This window comes from Sphingomonas sp. PSPC2-2 (genome assembly GCF_049897725.1).
GTDB lineage: Bacteria > Pseudomonadota > Alphaproteobacteria > Sphingomonadales > Sphingomonadaceae > Sphingomonas.
In genome coordinates this window covers 97,879-122,158 of sequence record NZ_JAFCWU010000002.1, presented here as the reverse complement: position 1 = coordinate 122,158, position 24,280 = coordinate 97,879, and the positions used below count along the sequence as shown (strand labels likewise).

General features: G+C 64.4%; 20 protein-coding genes and 1 tRNA gene. 11 read left to right on the top strand and 10 right to left on the bottom strand.

Going from position 1 to position 24,280, the window contains the following annotated elements; all coding sequences use genetic code 11:
• Window positions 1–124 precede the first annotated feature (124 nt).
• The 5 genes from ACP7BY_RS04875 (at window position 125) to ACP7BY_RS04855 (ending at window position 6,472) form a co-directional block, all read left to right on the top strand.
• Entirely contained in the window at window positions 125–1,420 is a 1,296-nt protein-coding gene (locus ACP7BY_RS04875) for an FAD-dependent oxidoreductase (RefSeq protein WP_033964991.1), read from the top strand.
• A 90-nt stretch (window positions 1,421–1,510) separates the two neighbouring features.
• Window positions 1,511–1,587: transfer RNA gene (locus ACP7BY_RS04870), tRNA-Pro, on the top strand.
• A gap of 296 nt (window positions 1,588–1,883) precedes the next feature.
• A complete protein-coding gene (locus ACP7BY_RS04865) occupies window positions 1,884–5,246 on the top strand; it encodes an autotransporter outer membrane beta-barrel domain-containing protein (RefSeq protein ID WP_249340814.1) in 3,363 nt (1,120 codons plus the stop codon).
• Between the two features lie 102 nt (window positions 5,247–5,348).
• Entirely contained in the window at window positions 5,349–5,918 is a 570-nt protein-coding gene (gene pnuC / locus ACP7BY_RS04860; RefSeq protein WP_137902517.1) for a nicotinamide riboside transporter PnuC, read from the top strand.
• On the top strand, window positions 5,915–6,472 hold the full coding sequence (locus tag ACP7BY_RS04855; RefSeq protein WP_137902516.1) for an AAA family ATPase: 558 nt from the start codon (window positions 5,915–5,917) through the stop codon (window positions 6,470–6,472). The genes pnuC and ACP7BY_RS04855 overlap by 4 nt, the downstream gene beginning before the upstream one ends.
• Here ACP7BY_RS04855 and ACP7BY_RS04850 read toward each other — a convergent pair.
• Both ACP7BY_RS04850 and ACP7BY_RS04845 read right to left on the bottom strand, forming a co-directional pair.
• Window positions 6,453–6,992 carry a redoxin domain-containing protein gene (locus tag ACP7BY_RS04850; RefSeq protein ID WP_033964992.1) on the bottom strand — a complete coding sequence of 180 codons (540 nt, stop codon included), beginning with the start codon at window positions 6,990–6,992 and terminating at the stop codon, window positions 6,453–6,455. The two genes, ACP7BY_RS04855 and ACP7BY_RS04850, sit on opposite strands and share 20 nt — an antisense overlap.
• A gap of 64 nt (window positions 6,993–7,056) precedes the next feature.
• Window positions 7,057–8,025 carry a CsgG/HfaB family protein gene (locus ACP7BY_RS04845; RefSeq protein ID WP_033964995.1) on the bottom strand — a complete coding sequence of 323 codons (969 nt, stop codon included), beginning with the start codon at window positions 8,023–8,025 and terminating at the stop codon, window positions 7,057–7,059.
• Between the two features lie 152 nt (window positions 8,026–8,177).
• Between ACP7BY_RS04845 and lepA the strand changes: the two genes are divergently transcribed.
• The 3 genes from lepA to ACP7BY_RS04830 all read left to right on the top strand — a co-directional run bounded on the left by lepA (window position 8,178) and on the right by ACP7BY_RS04830 (window position 12,145).
• Window positions 8,178–9,986 carry a translation elongation factor 4 gene (gene lepA / locus ACP7BY_RS04840; RefSeq protein WP_249340813.1) on the top strand — a complete coding sequence of 603 codons (1,809 nt, stop codon included), beginning with the start codon at window positions 8,178–8,180 and terminating at the stop codon, window positions 9,984–9,986.
• Between the two features lie 234 nt (window positions 9,987–10,220).
• Window positions 10,221–11,318 (top strand): DNA cytosine methyltransferase, encoded by a 1,098-nt coding sequence (locus tag ACP7BY_RS04835; protein ID WP_137902514.1) that lies wholly within the window; start codon window positions 10,221–10,223, stop codon window positions 11,316–11,318.
• Complete coding sequence (locus ACP7BY_RS04830) at window positions 11,264–12,145, top strand: hypothetical protein (protein ID WP_137902513.1); 882 nt, start codon at window positions 11,264–11,266, stop codon at window positions 12,143–12,145. The genes ACP7BY_RS04835 and ACP7BY_RS04830 overlap by 55 nt, the downstream gene beginning before the upstream one ends.
• A 35-nt stretch (window positions 12,146–12,180) precedes the next feature.
• Here the strand turns inward: ACP7BY_RS04830 and ACP7BY_RS04825 are convergent, their stop codons facing one another.
• From ACP7BY_RS04825 to ACP7BY_RS04805, 5 genes are all read right to left on the bottom strand, one after another.
• Window positions 12,181–13,173 (bottom strand): hypothetical protein, encoded by a 993-nt coding sequence (locus ACP7BY_RS04825; protein WP_052192349.1) that lies wholly within the window; start codon window positions 13,171–13,173, stop codon window positions 12,181–12,183.
• Between the two features lie 64 nt (window positions 13,174–13,237).
• Window positions 13,238–14,911: a putative bifunctional diguanylate cyclase/phosphodiesterase gene (locus ACP7BY_RS04820; protein ID WP_137902512.1), complete on the bottom strand. Its 1,674-nt coding sequence runs from the start codon at window positions 14,909–14,911 to the stop codon at window positions 13,238–13,240.
• Between the two features lie 71 nt (window positions 14,912–14,982).
• A complete protein-coding gene (locus ACP7BY_RS04815; protein WP_171010463.1) occupies window positions 14,983–15,582 on the bottom strand; it encodes a Smr/MutS family protein in 600 nt (199 codons plus the stop codon).
• Complete coding sequence (mltA, locus tag ACP7BY_RS04810) at window positions 15,557–16,828, bottom strand: murein transglycosylase A (protein ID WP_126847557.1); 1,272 nt, start codon at window positions 16,826–16,828, stop codon at window positions 15,557–15,559. Before mltA ends, ACP7BY_RS04815 begins: the two co-directional genes overlap by 26 nt.
• A gap of 5 nt (window positions 16,829–16,833) precedes the next feature.
• Window positions 16,834–17,478 carry a Tim44/TimA family putative adaptor protein gene (locus tag ACP7BY_RS04805; protein ID WP_033966848.1) on the bottom strand — a complete coding sequence of 215 codons (645 nt, stop codon included), beginning with the start codon at window positions 17,476–17,478 and terminating at the stop codon, window positions 16,834–16,836.
• Between the two features lie 179 nt (window positions 17,479–17,657).
• Between ACP7BY_RS04805 and secB the strand changes: the two genes are divergently transcribed.
• The 3 genes from secB to trpS all read left to right on the top strand — a co-directional run bounded on the left by secB (window position 17,658) and on the right by trpS (window position 20,847).
• Window positions 17,658–18,179, top strand: a complete 522-nt coding sequence (gene secB / locus ACP7BY_RS04800) for a protein-export chaperone SecB (protein ID WP_033966849.1) — start codon at window positions 17,658–17,660, stop codon at window positions 18,177–18,179.
• Between the two features lie 63 nt (window positions 18,180–18,242).
• Window positions 18,243–19,841 (top strand): murein biosynthesis integral membrane protein MurJ, encoded by a 1,599-nt coding sequence (murJ, locus tag ACP7BY_RS04795; RefSeq protein WP_126847561.1) that lies wholly within the window; start codon window positions 18,243–18,245, stop codon window positions 19,839–19,841.
• 4 nt (window positions 19,842–19,845) lie between these two features.
• Window positions 19,846–20,847, top strand: a complete 1,002-nt coding sequence (gene trpS / locus ACP7BY_RS04790; RefSeq protein ID WP_137902511.1) for a tryptophan--tRNA ligase — start codon at window positions 19,846–19,848, stop codon at window positions 20,845–20,847.
• A gap of 180 nt (window positions 20,848–21,027) precedes the next feature.
• On the opposite strand, the gene dnaA is transcribed toward trpS, so the two are convergent.
• From dnaA to mutM, 3 genes are all read right to left on the bottom strand, one after another.
• Window positions 21,028–22,398 carry a chromosomal replication initiator protein DnaA gene (dnaA, locus tag ACP7BY_RS04785; protein WP_137902510.1) on the bottom strand — a complete coding sequence of 457 codons (1,371 nt, stop codon included), beginning with the start codon at window positions 22,396–22,398 and terminating at the stop codon, window positions 21,028–21,030.
• A 516-nt stretch (window positions 22,399–22,914) separates the two neighbouring features.
• A complete protein-coding gene (gene rpsT, locus ACP7BY_RS04780) occupies window positions 22,915–23,178 on the bottom strand; it encodes a 30S ribosomal protein S20 (protein WP_033966658.1) in 264 nt (87 codons plus the stop codon).
• A 92-nt stretch (window positions 23,179–23,270) separates the two neighbouring features.
• Window positions 23,271–24,080: a bifunctional DNA-formamidopyrimidine glycosylase/DNA-(apurinic or apyrimidinic site) lyase gene (mutM, locus tag ACP7BY_RS04775; protein WP_137902509.1), complete on the bottom strand. Its 810-nt coding sequence runs from the start codon at window positions 24,078–24,080 to the stop codon at window positions 23,271–23,273.
• Window positions 24,081–24,280 lie beyond the last annotated feature (200 nt).

Here is a 24,280-nt window from a genome sequence, read left to right as displayed (position 1 = left end):
GACGCCAACATGACATTCATGTCATTCGTAACTCTATCGTTATCTTCGGTCCAAAGGCTAGAGTGCCGGCGCACCTTGCCGTCAGCGAACCCCACGCTAGGATATCCCCCATAGGAGAGCCCCAATGCGCCACATTGCGATCATCGGCTCAGGCCCTGCGGGTTATTATAGCGCGGAAGGCTGTCAAAAGACGTTCGGCGATGCTGCACGCGTCGATATCATCGATCGTTTGCCGGTACCCTATGGTTTGATCCGCAGCGGCGTTGCCCCCGACCATCAATCGATCAAAGGCGTGGCCCGACGCTATGAAACGGTCGCGTTGAGCGACACGGTGCGGTTTGTCGGCAACGTCACGGTGGGAAGCGACGTCTCCATTGGCGAATTGCTCGATCGTTACGATGCCGTCATCCTCGCCACCGGGGCACCGGCGGATAAGCCGCTCGGCGTACCGGGCGACGGCCTGCCCGGCGTCATCGGATCGGCCGCCTTTGTCGGCTGGTACAACGGCCATCCCGACTTTGCCGACCTCGATCCGCCGCTCACCCGCGGCGATGCGGTGGTCATCGGGGCCGGCAATGTCGCGCTCGACGTTGCTCGCATTCTCGCAAAAGCCGAGGACGAGTTTGCCGGATCGGACATCGCCGCCCACGCGCTTGGACGATTGCGCGAGACAGAATTGGCCACGATCACCGTGCTCTCGAGGCGCGGACCGCAGCAGATCGCGATGACCCCGAAGGAGCTCGGCGAGCTTGCCCATCTTTCGCGGGCGCTCCCTGTTGTGGATCCCTCCGACCTTCCCTCGCCCGAAAGCGACGCGGCGCTGGACCCGGGCCTGCGGAAATCGATCGCTCACCTGAGGGCTTTTGCCGAGCGGAAGGACGACAAGCCGGTCCACATCGTCTTCGATTTTTTCGCCCGTCCACTTCGTATCGAGGGCACCGGTGTCGCGGAACGGGTTATCGTCGCCCGCACCATGATCGATGATCTTGGGAACGTGCGCGACACCGGCGACACCTATGCGGTCCCCGCTGGCCTGGTCGTCAGCTGTATCGGCTATCGCACGCCGCCGATCGCCGGGGTGCCATATGACGAGAAGCTCGGGCGCTTCGCCAATGTCGAGGGACGGATCGCGCCGGGGCTTTACGCGGTCGGATGGGCCCGTCGCGGTCCAACTGGCACGATCGGCACCAACCGCCCCGACGGTTTCGCCATCGCAGAGCTCATCGCTGCGGACATTCCGGCCGACAGTGGCAAGCGCGGGCGCATCGATCTTGATGAATTGCTCGCACAGCGCGGTGTCGAGATCGTGACCTTCCGCGATTGGCAAAAGATCGAGGCGGCGGAGGTCGCGCGCGCGCGTCAGGGTGCCCCCCGTGAGAAATTCGCGACGATCGACGAGATGCTCGCCGTGCTCCTTTGAGCCGCGGCAGACGCGCGATCCGCCTGCGTGGCATTTTTTTGACTTGCTACCGCCGCGCCCTGCGGCTACGCGCTGCGCCCTGCAATGTGTCGGGGCGTGGCGCAGTCTGGTAGCGCACTGGTCTCGGGGTCCAGGGGTCGTAGGTTCGAATCCTATCGCCCCGACCATTGCTGGAACGAAGCGGGCACTTGCCGTTGAAGGCTGCCCTGGCGTCCCCCCATATTCCCCGATGTCATGATGATCCGCCGCCGGCTGAAAATTGCCGTCCAGGCAGGTACAATCGATCGTGGCGTGCCCCATAAACTCGATCAATGTTGCATTAGCGCAACACGCTGTAATTATCTTGAAATATTACAAAATGCGCCCGTTACGGGCCTTCCACGCCTTGAGCTTTTGATAACGGGTATTTAGCCTCCCTCCCAATACGGCGCGGCAGGGGCAGCGCCAAACGGGGGAGTCTATCATGGTCGAGCTTGGTAAACGTGCGCCTGCTGCGCGAGCAGTCCTTCTCGCGTCCGCCGCAACTTGGTCGCTTGTCGCCGCTGGCGCGACGCAGGCCGCTACGCTCAACGACACACCGGTGGGTGTCGGCCCTGCGAGCTACGTTCTTGAACCGCAGACCAATATCGCGGTGCCGCCCGTTTCGGATCCCAGCATTGTCATCGCGCCGCCCGGCACATCGGTGACCGACCGCGACCCGACCAACGTCACCGGCATCGGGCAGATGATCATCGATCAGAAGAACGGCTTTATCGGCCTGTGCACCGGCACGCTGATCAACCCGCGCACCGTCATTTTCGCGGCGCACTGCGTCAATGAGAGCCCGACGGGCACGGCTATGAACCCCTGGGGTTACGGCACCGGTACTGGCCAGTTGCCGATCGCGTTCGGCTTTCAGACGAACAACAATCTCGCGGGCAATTCGGCTTTCGGGCACTGGCTCAATGGCACCGCGGGCGGTGCCAAGTATCTGACCTCGATCACGGACTATCTCTATAACGTCAATCAGGTGCAATATAACGCGCACTCGCTTGATCTGGGGCTGGCAAACAACTTCCTGCAGGCAGACGTCGCCGTCGCTTCGCTCGATACGCCCGCAGCGAATGTGCCGACCTGGGCGCTGCTATTCTCTGCACTGCCCGCCCCCACCTCGATCAGCGACACGACCGGCACCGGCTATCACGTGGCCATCGCCGGCTATGGCAATACCGGGACCGCGACCAGCGGCGCTTCGGTCGGCGTCGACTATCGGCGGCGCTTGGCAGAGAATTATTTGGGCTTGCTCGGGTCGCTCGACGATATCGATATCGGCCTGTTCGGCATCGCGCCACGGGGTCGCCCCCAGAATCTCTATCAGATCGACTTCGACAGCAGCGGAGCACCGAACAGCCGCACCAACGGTTTCGACTTCAATATCTTCAAGGATAACGCCCTGTCTGGAGAAGGGATTACCGGACCCGGCGATTCGGGCGGTCCGCTGATCCTCGACCGCACTTATGCCAAGCAACTGGTGATCGCAGTGCTCTCGGGCGGGACGCGCTATTTCAGTGCGCAGCCGTCCGGCAGCTACGGCACCAGCGCCTTCTACCAGCCGCTTTATCTGTATTGGGACTATATCGCGGCCGCCAATCCCTATCGCTACGTCAGCACGCTTGCGGGCGACGGCAATTGGACCGACCCAACGCATTGGGTGACCAACCTCGACCCCGCCTATAACGTCATCGTCAACGGCGCGCTGGTCAACGGCGTGCCCACCACGGCAGGTCAGGGCACCACCGGTACATCGGGCAAATTCGGCCAGATCTGCGATCAGGAACCCAATTTCGCCTATGACGTCTGCTATGACGTGAAGACCGGCGTCTATTATGACCACGGCGTCGCGGTCACCAACCCAGTTCCCGGCACCACCGCCAGCTCGACCGCCCTCCCCGCCGCGACGCTCGCCAATGGCTTGCCCGGGGCAACCAACTTCGTGCCGAACAATATCAATCCCGACTCGGTGAATCAGATCAACGCACGCTATTTCGACGTGACGTTGGCCGCGGCCGGCACCACCACGCTCGGATCGGCCGTGACGATCGACCGCCTAACGCTCAATGGCACTGCCGCCAAACTGACCGTCAACAGCGGCGCTTCGTTGACCAGCCTGATCAACATCAATCAATTGCAGGGTCTCGTCACCAATAACGGCACGGTCACCTCGGTTGGCGACTATCTGTTGCTGACCGGCGGTATCACCGGTGCGGGGCGCTTCAACGCGCCGTTCTTCACCAGCGTGAGCGGCATGATCATGCCCGGCACGGCCGGTACCATTGGCACCATCACCTTCGGCGGCAATTTGATCCTGTCCTCGGGAACGGTGCAGTTCATCGACCTTGGACCGGCAAATACCTCCGATAAACTCGCGGTCACAGGTGCTGCGAGCGTTGGCGGCATCGTTGGCTTCGCGCCCGTCGCGGGCCACACGATTCGCTATGGCGATGTCTATACGATCCTGACCGCGCAAGGCGGCGTGACCGGCACCTATGCGGCCCCGACCGCGCTCAGCGCGATCCTCACCCCGCGCTTCATCTATTCCGCCAATGCGGTGCAGGTGGCGATCGACGCTGGATTGTATGCAAACGTCGTTGGCAGTTCGCCGGTGCAGCGCGCTTATGCGCAATTGCTCGACCAGAACCGCAGCATCTACAACACCTATGCCGGTGTTTATGGCCCGCTCGATCTGCAGAACGCGGCCACGATCCAAGGTACGCTCGACAGCCTTGCCCCGCGCGAGCAGACGCTGAAGCGCGCGCTCGGCACGCTCGCGGTGGACAATATGCAGCGGTTCACCGCCACCCGCTTGGCCAATCTCGATCATGGCGACCTTGACGGGACGCTCGCGATCATCGGCAATCCGCTCGTCTTCGCGGCGAGCCGCGCGTCGGGAGATGTCGTCGCCAGTGGCGCTGCCCTCGCTGCAAACGATACGGCGCTGCGCCCGGGCAAGCTGCCCGAAACCGTCAACGGTTACATCGCGGCAGGCTATCTCAACGGCAACAGCCGCCCAATGCCCACCGCCGTTCCGCTCGGCGCGCGCGACACCTTTGACGGGTTCTACGTCGTCGGCGGCATCGAAGGCGAACTCGACAGCCGTACCGCCGTCGGCATGTCCTTCTCCTACACCAACGCGAGCGGCTCCACGACCGGCGGCCAATATGCCCGGGCGGACCTGTTCCAGACCAGCGCCTATGGCAAAATCGCGCTTGCAGGGCCGCTCACGTTCGATGTTCAGGCGAGCCTGGGCTTCCTCGATACGGCAACGCGCCGCAGCGTTTCCCTGGTCGGAACGCCCTTCACGCTGCGTGGGCACGAAAGCTCGCTGACCTATTCGACGCAGCTCGGGCTGGGATATGACATAAGCGTCGGGGGCGGCCTGAAGATCACGCCGCGCGCCGCACTGCGCGCAGGGCAGATCGACTGGGCGGGTACGAATGAGACCGGCGGGGGCACCGCGCTGCGGATCGCGCCGCTACCCTCGAACAGCGTTCAGGCATTGGGCGGTGTCAACCTGAGCGGCGGCAAGATCCTCAAGCCCTATCTGTCCGCTTATTATGTGCATGCGTTCCGCGACCAGCCGAGCGCCTTCGGTGCGAATTTCGTCGGCGGCGTTGGCCCCAACGCATCCTTCGCACTGGCTGCGCAAGACAAAGACTGGGGCGAGATCGGCGGCGGCCTGTCCTACGCGACCAAGGACGTCACGCTGTCCATCGGGGCGGATACGACAGCCGGTCGGACCGACATCTCCAACCAAAGCTACCGCGCGACGGTCAAGATCGCCTTCTGAGCGGGATATCGCGTTAAGCCAGCGGGCCGTTCGGGTGACCGGGCGGCCCTTTGCGCATCCATGCTCGACGCGTGGCATCTCCCACTGCTACCGCTCCGCGCCATGACCGCTCTCGAAATTGTCGCGTTCCTGCTCGGACTGGCCAATGTCACGCTGGTCGTTTTGCGCAGCATCTGGAACTATGTCTTCGGCCTCGCGATGGTCACTCTCTACGCGGTCATCTTTCTCCATACACGACTCTACAGCGATGCTTTGCTGCAGGTGTTTTTCTTCGTCGTGCAAATCTATGGCTGGTGGAACTGGTCCCGCGCCCGCGCGGCTGCGGGTGAAGTGACGGTCGGGCTTTTGACGAACCGCGCTCGATTGACCTGGACGATCGGGTGTCTGGCCGCAGCGGCGCTGTGGGGATATGCAATGCACCGCTTCACCGACGCCTCCTTCCCCTGGGCCGATGCGACGCTTGCTGCGATGAGCGTCGCCGCGCAGATTTTGCAATCGCGCCGTGTGGTCGAAAGCTGGTGGCTGTGGATCGCAGTCGATATCGGCTCGGTCGGCCTCTATGCCGCCAAGGGATTGTGGCTGACGATGCTGCTCTACGCGATCTTCCTGGCACTGGCGATCTGGGGTCTGTTCGACTGGCAGCGGGTCGCGCGACGGACCGCCCCCGCATGACCGTGATTTGCCTGCACGGGCCCGAAAGCACGGGCAAATCGACGCTGATCGAACAGCTTGCCGCGCATTATGCGACGGTGTTCGTCCCCGAATATGGCCGCACCTTCGCCGAACAGCACGGCACCGATTTCACCATGGCCGATCTGGTCGAGATTGCCCAAACGCACGATGCGATGACACAGGCCGCGCGCGCTACCGGTGCTGACCCTTTATTCCTCGATACAGATCCGCTGATGACGGCGGTGTGGGCCGACATGCTGTTCGGCACCCGCGACCCGTGGTTCGACGCGTGGCACAACACCGCCGACCTGTACCTGCTGCTCGACATCGACTTACCGTGGATCGACGATGGTACGCGCCTGTTCGGCAGTACGGCGGAGCGGCAGCGCTTCTTCGACCTGTCACGTGCCGAGCTGGAGCGGCGCGGCCTGGCCTATGTGCTTGTGGGCGGGCGCGGCCCCGACCGTCTCGCGGCGGCGCTCGCTGCGCTCGCCTCGGTCGGGGGGCACCCCGCCACTCCCAATCCCGCCTCGCTCAGCCCTTCTTCGCTTTGAGCGCCTTCACTGCCGCCAAGGTCCCGGTGATGTGCCCCTCGGGCTTCATCTCGGACAGCACGTAAGCGATCTTGCCGTTGGTGCCGATCACATAGGAGGTGCGGTTGGTCCAGCCGGCCTTTTGCGGCAGCGCGACGTCATAGCCCGAGATCGTTGCAGGCGTGGCGAGCCCGACCGGGAATTTGTCGCGGCATTCGACCGATGAGAATTCCTTGATTCGCTCGGCATTACCCGCCGTCAGGCCGATCAGCGTGGCACCCTGCTTCTCGAAATCGGCCGCCGCCTCGGCAAAGGCATGCGCCTCCGCGGTGCAGCCCGAGGTGAAGGCGGCGGGGAAGAAATACAGCACCACCGGCCCCTTCTTGAGCGCGGTCGCCAGCGTAAAGCTATGCGTCTTGCCGCCAAGCGCGGCTTCGGTGGTGAAATTCGGTGCGGTATCGCCAACCTTCAGCGCGGCCATGGCAGGGGTAGCAAAGCCAAGCGCGAGGCTGGCGGCGACAAACGGGATGGCAAACTTCATGGCGACGTCTCCTAAAACGATCCCTCACCCTAGCCCGCCGCCCCGGCCGCCGCCAGCCCGCCCGTTAGCGCGACGGCGCGAGCTTGGTGTTGAGCACCCAGCCGACATTGTCATTCTCGTCGGCGACTTCCCACCACAGGCCATTCTTGTTGCCGGTCGGGTAGACGATCGCACCGGCGGGCAAGGTGCGCAGCACACGGCCGGTCGCGCTGGCCGCCGAGCGCAAGGCCAGCGGGCCTTGCGCGGTGAAGGTCTTGGCAGGCGCGGCTTCGGCCGTGCCGGTGTCACCCGGCGTCACGTAGCCGAGATCGTTGACCAGCTTCGCATAGGCCTGGATGAACGCCAGCGTTACGATCCGGCCGATATCGGTATTGTCATAGCCGCCGCCGATCACCCCGCCGCCTGCGACGCCGCCGAATACGCCGCCACCGCCGCCGAAGCTGAGGCTGTTCTTGGCGGCATAGCCGTCCTCGGTCGCCAGCGTTTCGGTGGTGCGCACATTGGTGATCGACAGCACGACATTGGCTTCCATCTTCCGGCTGCGCACGCCGCCGACGATTCCGCCGATCGGTCCGCCGATCAGACCGCCGAGCCCGGCTGCGACACCACTGCCGCTAGCGTTGCTATTGGCACCCTGCACTTCGGCCTGGAGGACATAGTCGGCGGCCTTGATCTGGCCCTGGCCGACATTGGAACCGCGCTGCAGCCCGAGATCGCCGCCGATATCGCGCTCGCGCTGTGCTGCCTGCAAGCCGCTGCCGCGATCGACGATGTTGAAGCAGCCCGAACGCTGTACCAGCACCTTGAGCAGCTTCTGCGGCGGCGCGAGGTTGTATTGCGTCCAGCCGCGCGAATCGTCGCCGTCGACGATCGAGATCGTGCCATGCTTGCGCGCGCAATGCGGCACGTCGTTCATCGTCGCTTCTTGCAGCTTCTGGGTGCCCGAGGGCTTGGCCAGTCGCTGCGCGGCGACCTGCATCGGCATGCTCCCGATGATCGCTGCCATCGCCATCCCGGTCACGATTTTCGACATACCCTGCCCCCGCTTAGAGTCGTTACGCTGGCTCGATATCCGATTTGCGTCAGGCGGCATAGAGATGACCGCGATGATGACGGGCTTTGTGCAGGCGTGCAGGCGATGCTATGGCCCCCTCTTCTGTTTCCAGCACACAACCGGGCGAATTCGTGACCCCTCTTCAGACCATCCGCAATTTCAGCATCATCGCCCATATCGATCATGGCAAGTCGACGCTTGCCGATCGCCTGATTCAGGCGACCGGCGGCCTCAGCGACCGCGAAATGTCCGAACAAGTCCTTGATAATATGGACATTGAGAAGGAACGTGGGATCACCATCAAGGCGCAGACCGTGCGCCTGCGCTACACCGCCAAGGACGGCATCGAATACGTCCTCAACCTGATGGACACGCCGGGCCATGTCGACTTCGCCTATGAAGTGAGCCGCAGCCTCGCCGCGTGCGAAGGCGCGCTGCTGGTGGTCGATGCCGCGCAAGGCGTCGAGGCGCAGACGCTCGCCAACGTCTATCAGTCGATCGAGCATGATCATGAGATCGTGCCCGTCATCAACAAGATCGATCTCCCCGCCGCCGACCCCGACAAGGTCAAGGCCGAGATCGAGGAAGTGATCGGCCTCGACGCGAGCCAGGCGGTGCTGACCAGCGCCAAGGCCGGGATCGGCATCGCCGAAGTCCTCGAAGCGATCGTCACCCGCATCCCGCCGCCCAAGGGCGATGCCGATGCGCCGCTCAAAGCCATGCTGGTCGATAGCTGGTACGACCCCTATCTCGGCGTCGTCATCCTGGTGCGCGTGATGGCGGGCGTGCTGAAAAAAGGCCAGCAGATCAAGTTCATGCAGGCGGGCACGCTCCATCTGGTCGACCGCGTCGGCTGCTTCCGCCCCAAGATCGAGCAACTGACCGATCTCGGCCCCGGCGAAATCGGCTTCATCACCGCACAGATCAAGGAAGTCGCGCAGACCCGCGTCGGCGACACCATCACCGACGCCAAGCGCCCCGCCGCCGAGGCACTGCCGGGTTTCAAGGAAGTCCAGCCGGTGGTGTTCTGCGGCCTGTTCCCGGTCGACGCGAACGATTTCGAGAAACTGCGCGAAAGCATCAGCAAGCTGCGCCTCAACGACGCGAGCTTCTCGTTCGAGATGGAAACCAGCGCCGCGCTCGGCTTCGGCTTCCGCTGCGGCTTCCTCGGGCTCCTCCACCTCGAAATCATCCAGGAGCGCCTCACGCGCGAGTACGACCTCGACCTCATCACCACCGCACCGTCGGTGGTGTACGAACTCGAGCTGACGCATGGCGGCGGCACGATCGAGCTGCACAACCCCGCCGACATGCCCGATCCCAACAAAATCGAAAGCATTTCCGAGCCGTGGATCCAGGCGGTGATCTATGTCCCCGACGAATATCTCGGCAGCGTGCTGAAACTCTGCCAGGACCGTCGCGGCATCCAGAAGGACCTGACCTATGTCGGCGGCCGCGCACAGGCGACCTATGAGCTGCCGCTCAACGAAGTCGTGTTCGATTTCTACGACCGGCTGAAGTCGCTCTCCAAGGGCTATGCCAGCTTCGATTACACCCAGATCGGCAAGCGCGAGGGCGACCTCGTCAAGATGAGCATCCTCGTCAACGAAGAGCCGGTCGACGCGCTGTCGATGATCGTCCACCGCGGCACCGCCGAGGTGCGCGGGCGCGGCATGGTCGAGCGCTTGAAGGACCTGATCCCGCGCCATTTGTTCAAGATCCCGATCCAGGCCGCGATCGGCGGCAAGGTGATCGCGCGCGAGACGATCAGCGCGATGCGCAAGGACGTGACCGCGAAATGCTATGGCGGCGACGCCAGCCGCAAGCGCAAGCTGCTCGACAAGCAAAAGAAGGGCAAGCTCAAGATGCGCGAATATGGGAGCGTGAGCATCCCGCAGGAGGCGTTTATTGCGGCGCTGCGGATGGGGGATGAGGGGTAGCGTTGGCTGGGAGGTCGCGCATTTTAGCCCAATCGAATTAGCCCAATCGAAAAATCGATCCGTTTTGGCATTATTTTCGGTAGAACATAGGCCGAACATGTGCCAAAAATTGGCCATGCAAGGCCGGTTAGAAATTGGCGCGGCAAAGGAATTTGGATTTGCTGACGCTGGAGCAGAATGCGATCGATATCGCGCCAGGTTGGATAGGATCGATCAGGAAAGGGGTTTGGGCTCGTGCACAGCGTTGAACTGTTCACCGGTTGCGGGGGCTTGGGATTCGGCCTTGCCCAAGCGGGCTTTTGCCACAAGCTCATGGTTGAATGGAACCGTGATGCCGTCGAAACTGTCCTTCACAATCGGTCGAAGGGCGTTGAACACGTCAAGCATTGGCCGATTGTTCGCAAAGACGTGCGGGAGATTGATTGGCGGAGTTATGCAGGGGCCGATCTGGTCGCGGGCGGCCCGCCATGCCAGCCCTTTAGCATCGGCGGGAAACATCGTGGCGACGACGATCACCGTGACATGTGGCCGCAGGCAATTCGCGCAGTTCGCGAAATCCGCCCTAGCAGCTTTCTGTTTGAAAACGTGCGTGGCATCGCGCGACCGAAGTTTGCGAGCTATCTGAACTCTATCGTGCAACGGCTGACCAAGCCGACCACCGACCTTCATTACCAGGTTCGGGTCGTCCAGTTGAATGCGGCCGACTATGGCGCAGCGCAAAAGCGGCACCGCGTTGTGATCGCCGGTTTCCGTTCGGATGTAGTCAATGGCGAGATTCCGGTGCTTGACCCAAGTCATTCGCGCGACCGACTGCTATGGGATCAGTTTGTAACGGGCGAGTATTGGAAGCAGCATAAGATAAAACGATCCCTCGATTCCTACGAAGCGATCGATGCCGGGGCGGTACACCGTTTACGGAAAAACGGTATAGAGCCGAACGCCAAACGCTGGGTCACGGTGCGGGATAAGCTGACGGGCTTGGGCGAACCCAACGGTATGAACAATCACGTATTTCAACCCGGCGCCAAGATTTATAAGGGGCATACGGGCAGCTTGCTCGACCAACCTGCCAAGGCACTTAAAGCCGGAGACCACGGGGTGCCCGGCGGGGAAAACATGATGGTACTTCCAGATGGGGGAGTACGGTATTTCAGCACGCGGGAGGCGGCTCGTCTTCAAGGCCTGCCGGATGACTACGAATTCCCGCGCAGTTGGAGTGAAAGCATGCGACAACTCGGTAATGCCGTTCCATGCGAGCTTGCAGAGGCTGTGGGTCGTTGGACAGCGCACATCTTGACGAAGACCCGCTCGAAGCTGCCAATGGCGGCGTGACCGAATCGCAAACCGCAGCTGCAACGATAATCGACCCCGAACACAAGGGCTATGTCGAGTACGAAATCGACATAGAGAAGGTGTTACGCACAGAGCTTCCAGAAGTCATCGCGGCGATCGATCTGGCACCCCTCACTGCGGCTGCGGTTAATAGCATACCCGAGGGTGCCAAAGGTGCGTATGTCTTGTTCGTCGACGGCTATCCCGTTTATGCGGGCAAGACGGACACGCGTCACGGCTTTCGCGATCGACTGAACCGACATGCCTTTACGATCCAAAATCGGCGCAATCTCGACCCTTCGAAAATCGCGTTTAAGGCCATCCGGATTCTCGTCTTTTCGAACTTCGACGTCGAGGCAATTCTCATCGATGCTATGCGAAAAGCCGACGGCAAAGCGCTCGCTTGGAATGACAGCGGTTTTGGTTCGAATGACCCCGGACACAATCGAGAAGGTCAGCAACCCGCCGATTTCGATATTTCTTACCCAATCAACATCGACCGTCCGCTTCATCTGGTCCGGCCGGGTCGCTATTTGCCGCTCCTGCTACTAATCGCTCTGAAGCAGCATTTGCCTTATGATCTGCGCTACGAGACAGATCTGAAGCCCGGAACTGATGACAAGTATATCAGCTACCGAAAGGGGCATATCGATCAGCGAAATGCTGAGATCATTGAGGTCACCGACGACGACACGACCCGAACGCTCCTCATCAAAATCATGAAAGCGCTTCCCGTAGGGTGGCGCACCACCGTTTTCCCGGGACGCGTGATCCTCTACAAAGAAGATCGGCGCTATCGCTATGAAATGGAGAGTTTCACGGCCTGAGTCCCCTCGGCCGGCATGGCGGACCGAGACGAATGCTACCCCTCCCGCGCACACCAAGCCCGCCAGCCATCCTCGGTCGCGGCGGCTTCCCATTGCGCCTGGGCGGCGGCCATTTGGGTGCAGGCTTCCTTTCGGGCTGTCCTGCGCGCGTCGAGCGTCGCGCCGCTGGCAATGGCGCTCGACAGGCCGCGCCGCGTCATCGGCGCGGGACGCAGCATGGCGTCCTGCGCCCACACCGCCTCGCGCGCCTGTTTGAGCAAGGCGCGCCGCGCCGCGAAGGAATCCTCGGTGCCTGCCGCCGGGTCGGGATCATCGAGATGCAGGAACATGTCGTTCCAGAACGCGACGATCGCGTCGGGCCGGTCGATCACGCAGAAGATGAACTCGATTTCGGTCAACTGGCGCAGAGCGAAATCGGCACCGACGATGTCGCCGCGCAAGCGCGCCTGGCGCTCGGCTTTAACCTTATTGGTATAGTGCCGCATGAAATCGTCATGGCGCTCGGCACCGGCGCGCGCGCGGTCCGCCTCGGACATGGAGGCCGGGTTGCGCGCCTTGCACACCGGGCAATTCTCGGCGGCCTCGCGCTCGATCGTCGCGCGGTTGCGCGTGCCAGGGGCGAGGCCGGGCCCGCCATAGCGATCGGTCAGATGGTGGCGCAGGATGAACATCGTCAGCCGGTCATTATACCAGCGGCGTTCGCCGACCTGCTCGCCCTTGTGGAAGACCGGGACGGGCACGCCCTCGATCGCGCGTTCGATCGCGACATCGACCAGGCGCTGCACCCCGTGATCGAGCGCGGCGAGCCACGCGGCGCGGAAGCCGTCTGCCCCCGGTTGTCGGCGGAGGTAATAGGCCCCCTCCGCGCTCATGTTGATGCGCCGGGCGGCGGCGGTGACCGATCCGGTTTCGGCGAGCGCGGCAATGAAGCCGTGCTGCCGCTCGGGCGTCCAGCCGTCATAGCGATATTTGCGGGGAACGGGCTCGAACGCGAGCACCGGGCGAGCGGTGGGGACGAGGTTCTGCATGTCCGCGTATTTAACCGATATGGTTATTGTAGGACAGCGTGCGGTCGTTGCGCGGGTGCGCGGTTCAGCCGACCGCCGCCCAGCGCACTTCGCCCTTGCTCCAGGCGAGAAAGGCGGCTTCGTTCATCGGTTGGGCGATGGCATAGCCCTGGATCACGTCGCAGCCGATGATACGCAGGATATCGGCCTGCGCCTGCGTCTCGACCCCCTCGCCGACCGCCTGGCAGCCAAGGCCGTGGATCAGCCCGATCACCGCCTGTGCGATGATGCGTGCATCGGCGTCCGCGGCGATATGTTCGATCAGGCTGCGGTCGAGCTTGATCCGGTCGAGCGGGAGCGCGCGCAGGCGCGGCAGGCTGGAATAGCCGGTGCCGAAATCGTCGATCGCGATGGTCGCGCCATCGGCGCGCAGCAGCGCGATCGCCTCGAGCACTTCGTCGCTGCAGTGCATCGCGAGTGTCTCGGTGATTTCGAGTTCGAGCAGCCGCGCGGGTGCATCGACGCGGTGCATCGCGGCACGCAGGCGGCGGAAGAAGCTGGCATGGTCGAGCTGACGCGGCGACACGTTGACGGCGAGGCGGTGTTCGATCCCCATCCGGCTCCAGCGCGCGATCGTCTCGGCGACGCTGTGCACGACCCAGTCGCCGATCTCGACGATCAGCCCGGTTTCCTCGGCGCGCGGTAGGAAGGTGCCGGGCAGGCGCAACCCCTCCTGCGGGTGCCGCCAGCGCAACAGCGCCTCCGCCGCGACGATCTGCCCCGATCCGACGCGGAGCTGCGGTTGAAAGACGAGCGCGAACTCATCGCGGTCGATCGCGTCGCGCAGCGCGCTTTCGAGCCCGGCGCGTTCGCTGATCTGCGCGGCCAGCTCGGCCGAGAAGTGCTCGGCGCGGCCGCGGCCGCTGCTTTTTGCGTGATACATCGCGGCATCGGCGGCGCGCATCAGGTCGGTCAGCGTTTCGCCATGGTCGGGGCGCAGCGCAATGCCGATCGACGCGCCGATCGCGATATCGGTGCCCGCCAGATCGAACGGCTCGGCCAGCGCGAACAGGACCGCACGCCCGATCCGGGCCGCGTCCGCCGAATCGACCTGCGCGAAGAACATCGTGAACTCGTCGCCCGCCAGCCGGCCGATCAGCGGGGCCGGCCCGGCCTCGGGCAGCGTGACGCTGTCGGCGACCGCGCGCAGGCGGTTGGCAACCATCCCCAGCAGCATGTCGCCACAGGCATGGCCCATCGTATCGTTGACCGCCTTGAAGCGGTCCAGATCGATGAAGAACAGCGCGCCGCCCGCGCCCGTCGGCATCGTCGACAACAGCCGCTCGCACGCCCGGCGAAAGTTGGTGCGATTGGCAAGCCCGGTCACGGGATCGAACATCGCCAGCCGCTGGACGCTATCGAGATTGGCGTTCAACTGCGCGAACAAGCCATGCATCGCGGTAGCGAGCTGGGGCACGTTCGTCGCGATTTCGGGGGGGATCTGGTCGCTGAGATCGCCCTGCGCCGCCTGCGCCAGACGCGCGATCGCAGCGTCGATCGCCGACGCCGTCCCGGCAATGCTGCGCTCGGTCGACGCCCAGCACATCACCGCACAAACGATCGCCGGGATCAGCGCACGCGAGATGTTGCTGATTTCGACGCCGCCCGACGATGTCGCGGCGAGCGCAAGGATAAAAGCGACCGCCCCGGAGCACATCGCGAACACGATTGCGCGGCTTTTGAGCGTAACGCCTTCCATCGCGATATCGTTGGCTCCTGGCAGCGTGGTGCGAAACGCACCGGCTTGTCCAAGACGATGACAGCCAAAGGTTAAGACTTTCGCGAACTCCGCGCGCGTTTCAGCACGATGTAGAGCGCACCGCTCCCACCGTGGCGCGGATGTGCCGCGCGGACCGCCGCAATCGCGTCGGCGTGGCGCGACCCGGCCAGCCAGTCGCCGGTCGCCGCGCGAATCGCCCCGCGCGCGTGCGGACGCTCACTGGTCGGGCGCGGCGGCTTTCCGGTGACCAGCAGGATCGTGCGATCCCCGGCCCGGATCGCCGCGTCGAGCGCGCCGTCCAGTTCATTATAGGCGGATTGCAGCGTATGCCCGTGCAAATCGATTGTGCGATCGGGGGAAACGAGGCCTCGCGCGATTTGCTTGTCCCAGGTGCCGTCCAGCGTGTTGGCGCTGTTGGCGGCAGCGCGTGCGGGTTTGGGAACCGGCAACGGTGGAACGCGGCCGACGACACGCTTGGCAGGCGTTGCCGCAACCGGCGGGGCGATGGATGGCGCGGCCACGCCCGCTGCCCTGGCGGTTTTCGAGCCCGTCGCTGGCACCGTCGGCGCGGCTTTGGCCAAAGGGCGTACCCCGGCCATCACCCGCGCCCACAACGCCGCTTCGTCAGAACTGAGGTGACGCGTTCCCATCGGGCCTCTCACCAGACACGCGCGCGCCAGCCAGTCGCTGAAGAGTGCCCGTCGGTAACAAGAGAAAGGCGGTGCCGCGCGCGGTCATGCCCCCGGCGATGGCCTCGGCATCGGGGCCTGCCCCCCAAAAGGTATCGACGCGATTGGCCCCCTTGATCGCGCCGCCGGTATCCTGGGCGATCCACAGGCGGCTGGCGTCGGCGCGATCCATCGAGAGCAAGACCGGGGCCCCCAGCGGGATGAAATGCGGATCGGCCGCGACACTCACCCCGCCGGTGACCGCAACGCCCAACGCGCCCATCGGCGAGCCGGATTGTTCGTGAAAGAACACATAGCTCTTGTTTTCGCGCATGATGTCGCGGCCCTGATCGGGATGGTCATGCAACCATTGCGACATGCCCTGCAGCGAGGTTTGCCCCGGCCCGAGCAAGCCGCGCTTTTTCATCAGCGTGCCGATGCCGGTGTAATCGCGGCCATTCTGATTGTCATAGCCGATCCGCATCACCGACCCGTCGGGCAAGCGCAGCCGCCCCGATCCCTGGATCTGCAGGAAGAACAATTCGACCGGATCGGCCGCCCAGGCAAGGATCGGCGCGCGTCCGGCGAGCGAGCCGGTCTCGATCGCGGTACGATCGTCATAGGGGATGAAGCTGCGCCCATCGACGCGGCCGCGGATCTTCTTGCCCTTCAGCGTATCGCTGAACTGGCCGAGATCGACATCGACCAGGTCGGTCGGTCGCGCGTAAATCGGCACGTCATAGCCGCGCCGCCGTTCGCGCGCGGCGCGGATTTCGGGCTCGTAATAGCCCGTGGCAAAGGCTTTGCCGTCGCCGACCTGCGCCGTCTCGAAATATTCGGCGAAGAACGCCCGTGCCTCGCCCCGGCGGACGCCTGGCGCGGCCCCACACGCCGCCGCCCAATCGCTGCCGCGAGTCAGGCCGGAAACATCGGTACGGCGCAACAGCGACGGACAGGAGGCCTGAAAAGCCACCAGAGCCCGCGCCGCAGCGGCTTCGTCGATGGGGAGCGTGTAGACAGGCGGACCTGCGATCACGCCCGCGCTGGCGGCGGTCGCCGTGCCGGCCGCCACCGGCGCAACGGGCTGCGGCGCGATCGGGGTGGCGGCGACGGGTTTGCGCACCGGTGCAGGACGGTTGGCGACCGGACGGGGGCGTTCGACGTGACCGCCGCACCCGGCGAGCAAGACGGCAAACGCAATCGGCAGCCCGGTAAATGCCCCCCGCATTGGCGTTATGCCTCGTCGGTGTCGGCGAGCTTCCAATTCGGGTCGCTGCTCTTGAGAGTGCGCACGAAGGTCCAAACATCATGCGTCTCAACCGCATCGGTCATCGAGCCCGCGATCACGTTACCCTCGGCATCGCGCGTCACCGCAGCGATGTCGGCATCGAAGCGGACCGTGATCCGCGCAACCTTGCCGTCGAGCGACGCGTCGGCAATGACCGCGCGCTCGATCGACACGAGCCGGTTGTCCAGCACATGGCCCGCAGTGTCACGCGCCAGGATCGCGCTGGTGAAGGCATCGCGCACCGAATCCTCGGCAAGCCAGGCGAGTTGTTCCTCGTCGCCCTTCCAGAATGCCTCCAAAATCATGCGATAGGCACCCTGCGCGCCACCGAGAAAACGCGAGACGTCGAAGGTGGAGTCGGCAGCGATGATCGCGCGGATCCCCGCTTCGGCCTTGGGCTCGACATTGCGGCTGATCGGTTCACGCGCTTCGCCGATCGCCTCGACCGGGCGCTGCACCACCGTCAGCGGAGCACGTTCCTCGGTCGGCTTGGGCAAGGGCTGTTCGTGACCCGTGCGTTTGCCCAGCACCCGATACAGGTTCAGCGCCAGAAACGCAGTCAGCATTACGAGAATGACGGTCAGGAACACGCGGCCTCCGGGGCTTTCAACAGATGCAGTACATAGGCCTAACGCGCCAAGGATTCAAATCATGCAATAAGACGAGCGTCTCCGGCGAGTTGAACTCGCTGCCCCCCCCTGCTAGGCGCGCGCTTTCGACCACGCCACGGAAGTGTGGCGCTTATACGATCAGGGTAAGGACGAGTTCCATGAGCGAGCAGGACGACGGCTTCATCACCACCACGGTTCCGACGACCGACCCCTATGGCAATGGCCTGGACACCGCGCCTGCGGCCGGCCTCATCTCGCAATATGTGAAGGACTTGTCGTTCGAGAATCCGAACGCACCGGCCATTTTCCAGAACCCGACCGCGCCCGCCATCGACGTGCAGTTCAACATTGCTTCGGCCCAGGTCGGCGACGATGTCTATGAAATCGTGCTGCGCATCGAAGTGAAGGCGGACGCAGAAGGCACCGTCGCCTTCCTGGTCGACCTTTCTTATGCCGGGCTGTTTGGCCTGCGCAATTTCCCGGCCGAGCATCTCCAGCCGTTCCTGCTGGCCGAAGCGCCGCGCCTGATCTTCCCGTTCGCGCGCCGCGTGCTGGCCGATGCCATTCGTGACGGCGGCTTCCCGCCGCTGCTGCTCGAGCCGATCGATTTCGCCAGCGTCTTCCTGCAGCAGCAGGAAGCGGCCGAAGGCGGCATTGGCGAGACGCTCGGCACCGCCTAAGGGCCCTTTCAGCCCCCGATCTCCCAGTCCGGATGCGGGGGCTGTTTTTGTGAAGACAGCGCCATGAACCTCGTCAAATCACTCGGCTCGATCGGCGGCCTCACGCTGGCCAGCCGGGTGCTGGCGTTGGTGCGCGATTCGCTCGCCGCCCGTTATGTCGGGGCGGGGTTTGCATCGGACGCGTTCAATGGCGTCGCCTTCCGTCTGCCCAACATGTTCCGCGCTTTGTTCGCGGAGGGCGCGTTTTCCGCCGCCTTCATCCCGATGTTCAACAAGAAAGCCGCCGGGCCGGACGGCATTGCCGGCGGCTATCGCTTCGCCGAGCGCGCGCTGGCGGTGTTGCTGCCGATCCTGATCCTGTTCACCGGCGCGCTGATCCTGGCGGCCTGGCCGATCACTTGGCTGCTCTCGGGCGGTTTCGCCCGCCAGCATCCCACCCACGAGCAATTCGCCTTTGCGGTGATGCTGTCGCGGATCACGTTGCCCTATCTCGCGCTGATATCGCTGGCGTCGCTGCTGGGGGGCATCCTCAATTCGCTCGACAAATTCTGGGTCAATGCGGCGGCCCCGATCCTGCTCAATCTCGCCATGATCGCGGGGCTGTGGTTCTTCCACGGCACCGACGTCTATCAGACCGCGCGCGTGCAGGCGATTTCGGTGACGGTCGGCGGCGTGCTGCAACTGCTGTGGCTGCTATGGGCGTGCCACCGCGCCGGGGTCGATATGCGGCTGCGGCTGCCGCGCTTGGACGCCGATGTGCGCGAGATGCTGCGGCTGATCGTCCCCGCTGCGGCGGGCGCGGGCGCGTCGCAGATCAATCTGTTGATCTCGACCTCGCTCGCGGGCAGCCTGCTCGCCTCGGGCTCGATCACGTATATTTATTATGCGGACCGGCTGAACCAATTGCCGCTCGGGCTGATCGGCATCGGGCTTGGCACGATCCTGTTGCCGACAGTGTCGCGCCTGCTCTCGACCGGGCAGGATACCGCCGCGATGGAGACGCAGAATCGCGGGATCGAGCTGGCGCTGTTCCTCACCCTCCCCGCCACCGTCGCCTTCATGGTCGCCGCCGAGCCGATCGTGCGCGGGCTGTTCCAATATGGGCATTTCACCGCGATGGACGCGCGCCGCTGCGGCTGGGCGCTCAGCGCCTTCTCGGTCGGCCTGCCATCCTATGTGCTCGTGAAGGTGCTGACGCCCGGTTATTATGCGCGCGGCGATACCAGGACGCCGGTGCGCTATGCGATGATTTCGATTGCGGTGAACATCGTCGGCAACCTCATCCTGATCCCGCTGATCGGCCATGTCGGCCCGCCGCTCGCCACCGCGCTCGCCTCGACGGTCAATGTCGCCATGCTCTATCGCACGCTGGTCGAGCGCGGCCATTTCGCGGCGGACAGCGCTTTGCGCCGCAAGGTCCCGCGCCTGCTGCTCGCCGCCCTGCTGATGGGGGCGACGGTGTTCGCGTTCGAGCGGCTGCTCACCCCCTATCTCGGCGGCGCGCTGATCGTGCGCTATGCAGCCCTTGGCGTGCTGGTCGGCGCGGGCAGCGCGGTCTATGGCGTGGCCTGTTTCGTTACCGGTGCTTACCGGATCGCGGACCTGAAGGCGCTGATGCGGCGGCGCGGCACCTCCAACACTCCCAAGCCCGCCCAGGAATAAGCATATGCGTGTCGTCTCCGGCATCCAGCCAACCGGCAATCTCCACCTCGGCAACTATCTCGGCGCGATCAAGCAATGGGTCGCGATGCAAGACGCGATGCCGGAAGGCGACGATTGCCTGTTCTTCCTGGCCGATCTTCACGCACTGTCGCAGCCGGTCATCCCGGCCGAGCTCAACGCCCACACCACCGAAATGGCCGCCACTTTGCTCGCCTGCGGGATCGACCCGAAACGCGCGATCCTGTTCAACCAGGCGCGCGTGCCCGCGCACAGCGCGCTCCACTGGATTCTGGGCGGCACCGCGCGGATGGGCTGGCTCGGCCGCATGACGCAGTGGAAGGACAAGGCCGGCAAGAAGGGCGAGACGCAAAGCGTCGGGCTGTTCACCTACCCCGTGCTGCAAGCCGCCGACGTGCTGCTCTATCAGACGACGCACGTGCCGGTCGGCGAGGACCAGAAGCAGCATCTCGAGCTGGCGCGCGACATCGCGGTGAAGTTCAACGCCGATTATGGCGACACCTTCACGCTGCCCGAGCCGTTCATCTCCAAGGCCGCGCCGCGCATCATGAGCTTGCGCGATGCCAGCGCCAAAATGTCCAAGTCCGATCCCTCGGACGCCAGCCGCATCAATCTGGTCGATGATGACGACACCATCGCGGGCAAGATCCGCAAGGCCAAGAGCGATGCCGACGGCTTGCCGGGCGAAGTCGCCGGCCTCGCCGAACGGCCTGAGGCGCGCAATCTGGTGACGATCTATGCGGCGCTTGCGGGCGTGACGCCCGATGCGGTGCTGGCGCAGTTCGCAGGGCAAGGCTTCGGCGCGTTCAAGCCTGCCCTCGCCGATCTGGCGGTGGCGACGCTCTCGCCGATTCGCCAGCGGCTGACGGCGTTGCTCGACGATCGTGCGGCGGTGAGCGCGGTGCTGGCCGATGGCGCGGCGCGCGCGAGTGTGCTGGCGGCCCCGACGCTGGCGGCGGCGCAGGCGGCGGTTGGGTTGCAGGTGTAACCTTCGCCGCAGGCCGACCGTCGCCACAAAATCCCTCTCCCAGCGGGAGAGGGAGGGAGCGGCGAAGCCGCGGAAGGGTGAGGGTGAGCCGGGTGCAGCCCCGCAAAGTCGCCCTCACCCTTCCCACCGCTGACGCGGCGGGCCCCTTCCCTCTCCCGCTGGGAGAGGGAGGTTAAGCGATCAGCCCTCCAGCTCGCGCAGCAAATAGCGCACGGCGGTATCGATCTCGCGATCGGTGTCGCGCAGTTCCTCGATCCGGCGCACCGCGTGGATCACGGTCGAATGGTCGCGCCCGCCGAACTTACGGCCGATCTCGGGCAGCGATCGCGTCGTCAGGCGCTTGGCGAGGTACATGGCGATCTGGCGCGGCCGTGCCACCACCACCGCGCGCCGCGCCGACACCAGATCGACCGGCTTCAGCTCGAAATGCGCCGAGACCGCCTTCTGGATCTCATCGATCGTCACGCGCCGTTCCGCCCCGCGCAACACGTCGCCCAGCGTCGCCACGGCGAAGTCGAGGTCGATCTCGACCCCGGTCAGCTGCGCATAGGCCACCACACGGTTGAGCGCGCCTTCGAGATCGCGAATGCTGGCGGTGATGCGCGACGCCAGCAAATCGAGCACCTCGGCGGGCACCTTGGCACCCGGCATATCGACCAGCTTGCGCGCCAGCACCGCGCGGCGCAGCGCCAGATCGGGTGCCTTGATGTCGGCAACCAGCCCGCACGACAGGCGCGAGGTGATCCGTGCCTCGACCCCGTCCAGCCCCTGCGGGCAGCGGTCGGCCGAGATCACCAGGCGTTTGCCCGCGCCCATCACTTCGTTGATCGTGTGGAAGAATTCTTCCTGCGTCGAATCCTTGCCCGCGATGAATTGCAGATCGTCGACCAGCAGCAGATCGGCCGAGCGCAGCCGCGTCTTGAAGCTGTGCGTGTCGCGGTTGCGCAGCGCCTGGACGAAATCGAACATGAAGCGCTCGGCCGACATCAGCAGCACGCGAGCGCCGGGCACCGCCGCAAGATAGGCAGCACCAATTGCGTGCATCAAATGCGTCTTGCCCTGCCCGGTGCCGCTGTGGAGGAACAGCGGGCTGAAGCGCGGCACGCCGGGCTCGGCCAGCGCGCGCGCGGCATTGAAGGCGACCATGTTGGAGGCATCGACCACGAAGCGATCGAAGGTGAAGCGCGGGTCAAGCGGCGGGCGATCGGCGACCACCACGGGAGCTTCCACCGCAGCCGGGAGCGACTCGACCGTGAGCACGGCGGGCGCGGGTGCCGCGGTGGCGGAGCCCGTCTCGATCGAGACGCGCCGGACCGTCGGCAGAACCGCGCGGAATTCCTGCAGCAAACGATCGGCATAATGGTTGCGGACCCAATTGGTCATGAACGCCGACGGCAACGCCAGGCGCACCGATCCCTCGTCCAGACCGGGCAGCAGCGTCATCGGCTTGAGCCACTGGTCGAACAGCCGCGCCCCGGCCGATTCCCGCAAATGCGCCCGTACGACGGCCCAAGCGCGGTCGACCGAACCGTCCGGCTGCACGCCGTCCACGCTCGTACCGTTTGCGCTCGCCCCCCTGTTCAACGTTACGACCACACCAAAAACCTTTGTTTGACAGCGCGGTGAAAGACCGCGCCGCCGGAACTGCACAGACAAAGCCCCCCACAGCCGGAATCACCGCCTGCATGACGTTGCCATTCGAATTGAGTCGCGAGACGCTCGGTCTGCGCGTTGGAGGGCCAGTTATGAAGATCGCAGCGAGTCGATCAAGGCCTGCCCCTGTCAGATTTTTGAAATAATCTGGATTGACTCGTATCTAGCCACGGATTCGCGTCAAATTTCTTATAAGTATCTGATTCACAACAGATATTGTCGTTACACTTTCGTGTCGTTTTTGCGAATCGCGGTGAATCCGTGGGTTCCGGTAAATTGGGGTTCGCGGGGTCCCGAAACGTTCCGTGCACAACGCGCGGCGATGGGATGGAAGCGATGCGGTTCCGCAGCCGACGACAAAAAGCCCGCCGGATTTGCATCCAGCGGGCGTTTTTACCGCAAAATCAGCGGGAATCAGGCCAGCGCGGAGAGGCGCTTGGTCAGACGCGAGAACTTCCGGCTGGCGGTGTTCTTGTGCAGCACGCCCTTGGCGACGCCGCGCATCAGCTCGGGCTGGACCAGCGCCATCGCGGCGGTCGCTGCGGCCTTGTCGCCTGCTTCCAGTGCATTCTCGACCTTCTTGACGAAGGTACGGATGCGACCGGTGCGGTTGCCGTTTACCAGTGTCCGCGCGGCGTTACGACGGATACGCTTTTTCGCCTGTGGCGTGTTCGCCATGAAGCCCTCTGATTCTGCAAATAAGAAAGGGCGGGAGAAAGCTCCCGGCCCCGGAAGCCGTGCGCCTTAGCGAGAACGTGCGCGCTGGTCAATCACCGCTGGCACTTTGGGCACCAAAATGTCGAGCGCCCGCCCTCGGCATAGCGCGCTACGGTGCCCCCGCACGCGCAGGGCTGCCCCTCGCGGCCATAGACCAGGAATTGCTTGGAGAAATAGCCGAGTTCCCCATCGGGCCGCGCATAATCGCGCAGGGTCGATCCGCCTGCCTCGATCGCGGAGAGCAGCACCGACCGAATCGCCGCGACGAGTCGCTCGAGCTTGGCGCGCGACAGCTCGCCCCCGCCGCGCTTGGGCGAAATGCCCGCAAGGTGGAGCGCCTCGCAGACATAGATGTTGCCGAGCCCGGCGACGATTCGCTGATCGAGCAACAGCAGCTTGATCGACGCGATCCGCCCGGCAAGCGCCGCGTGCAGGTACGCGGCGGTCAGCTCGGGGCCGAGCGGCTCCGGCCCCAAGGCCTTGAAGGCGGGAAAGTCGGCGAGCGCGGTCGTCGCCAGCAGATCGACCGAGCCGAAGCGCCGCGCATCGTTGAGCGCCAACCGCTGCGTCGCGGTTTCGAGAATCAAATGATCGTGCGGCAGCACCTCGCTGGGGTCGACGCGCCAACGCCCCGACATGCCGAGATGGAACACCATGGTGTCGCCGCGATCGGTTTCGATCAGCCCGTATTTGGCGCGTCGGCTAAGCCCGGTGACCGTCGCCCCGGTCAGACGCTGGCCGAGATCGGCCGGAAAGGGGTGCCGCAAGTCCGGGCGGCGGAGCTGGACCAGCGCGATGCGCTGCCCCTCCAGCACGGGCCGCAGACCGCGCACGGTGGTTTCGACTTCGGGGAGCTCAGGCATTCCCCGCTTTCGCCCGAACGGTGCCAGGGGTCAACGACAGCCCGCGCTCTGGCTGATGACACGTCCTTCCTTCGCGCCTTCGCGGGCAATGCGCCTTCTTTCTCACGCGAAGACGCGAAGGCGCGAACAGGAATCGCCGCCACGTGACAATTTGACCCATCCGCCATGCAGTGGTTTGCGCCGCCGCTTCGCTCGGCTAG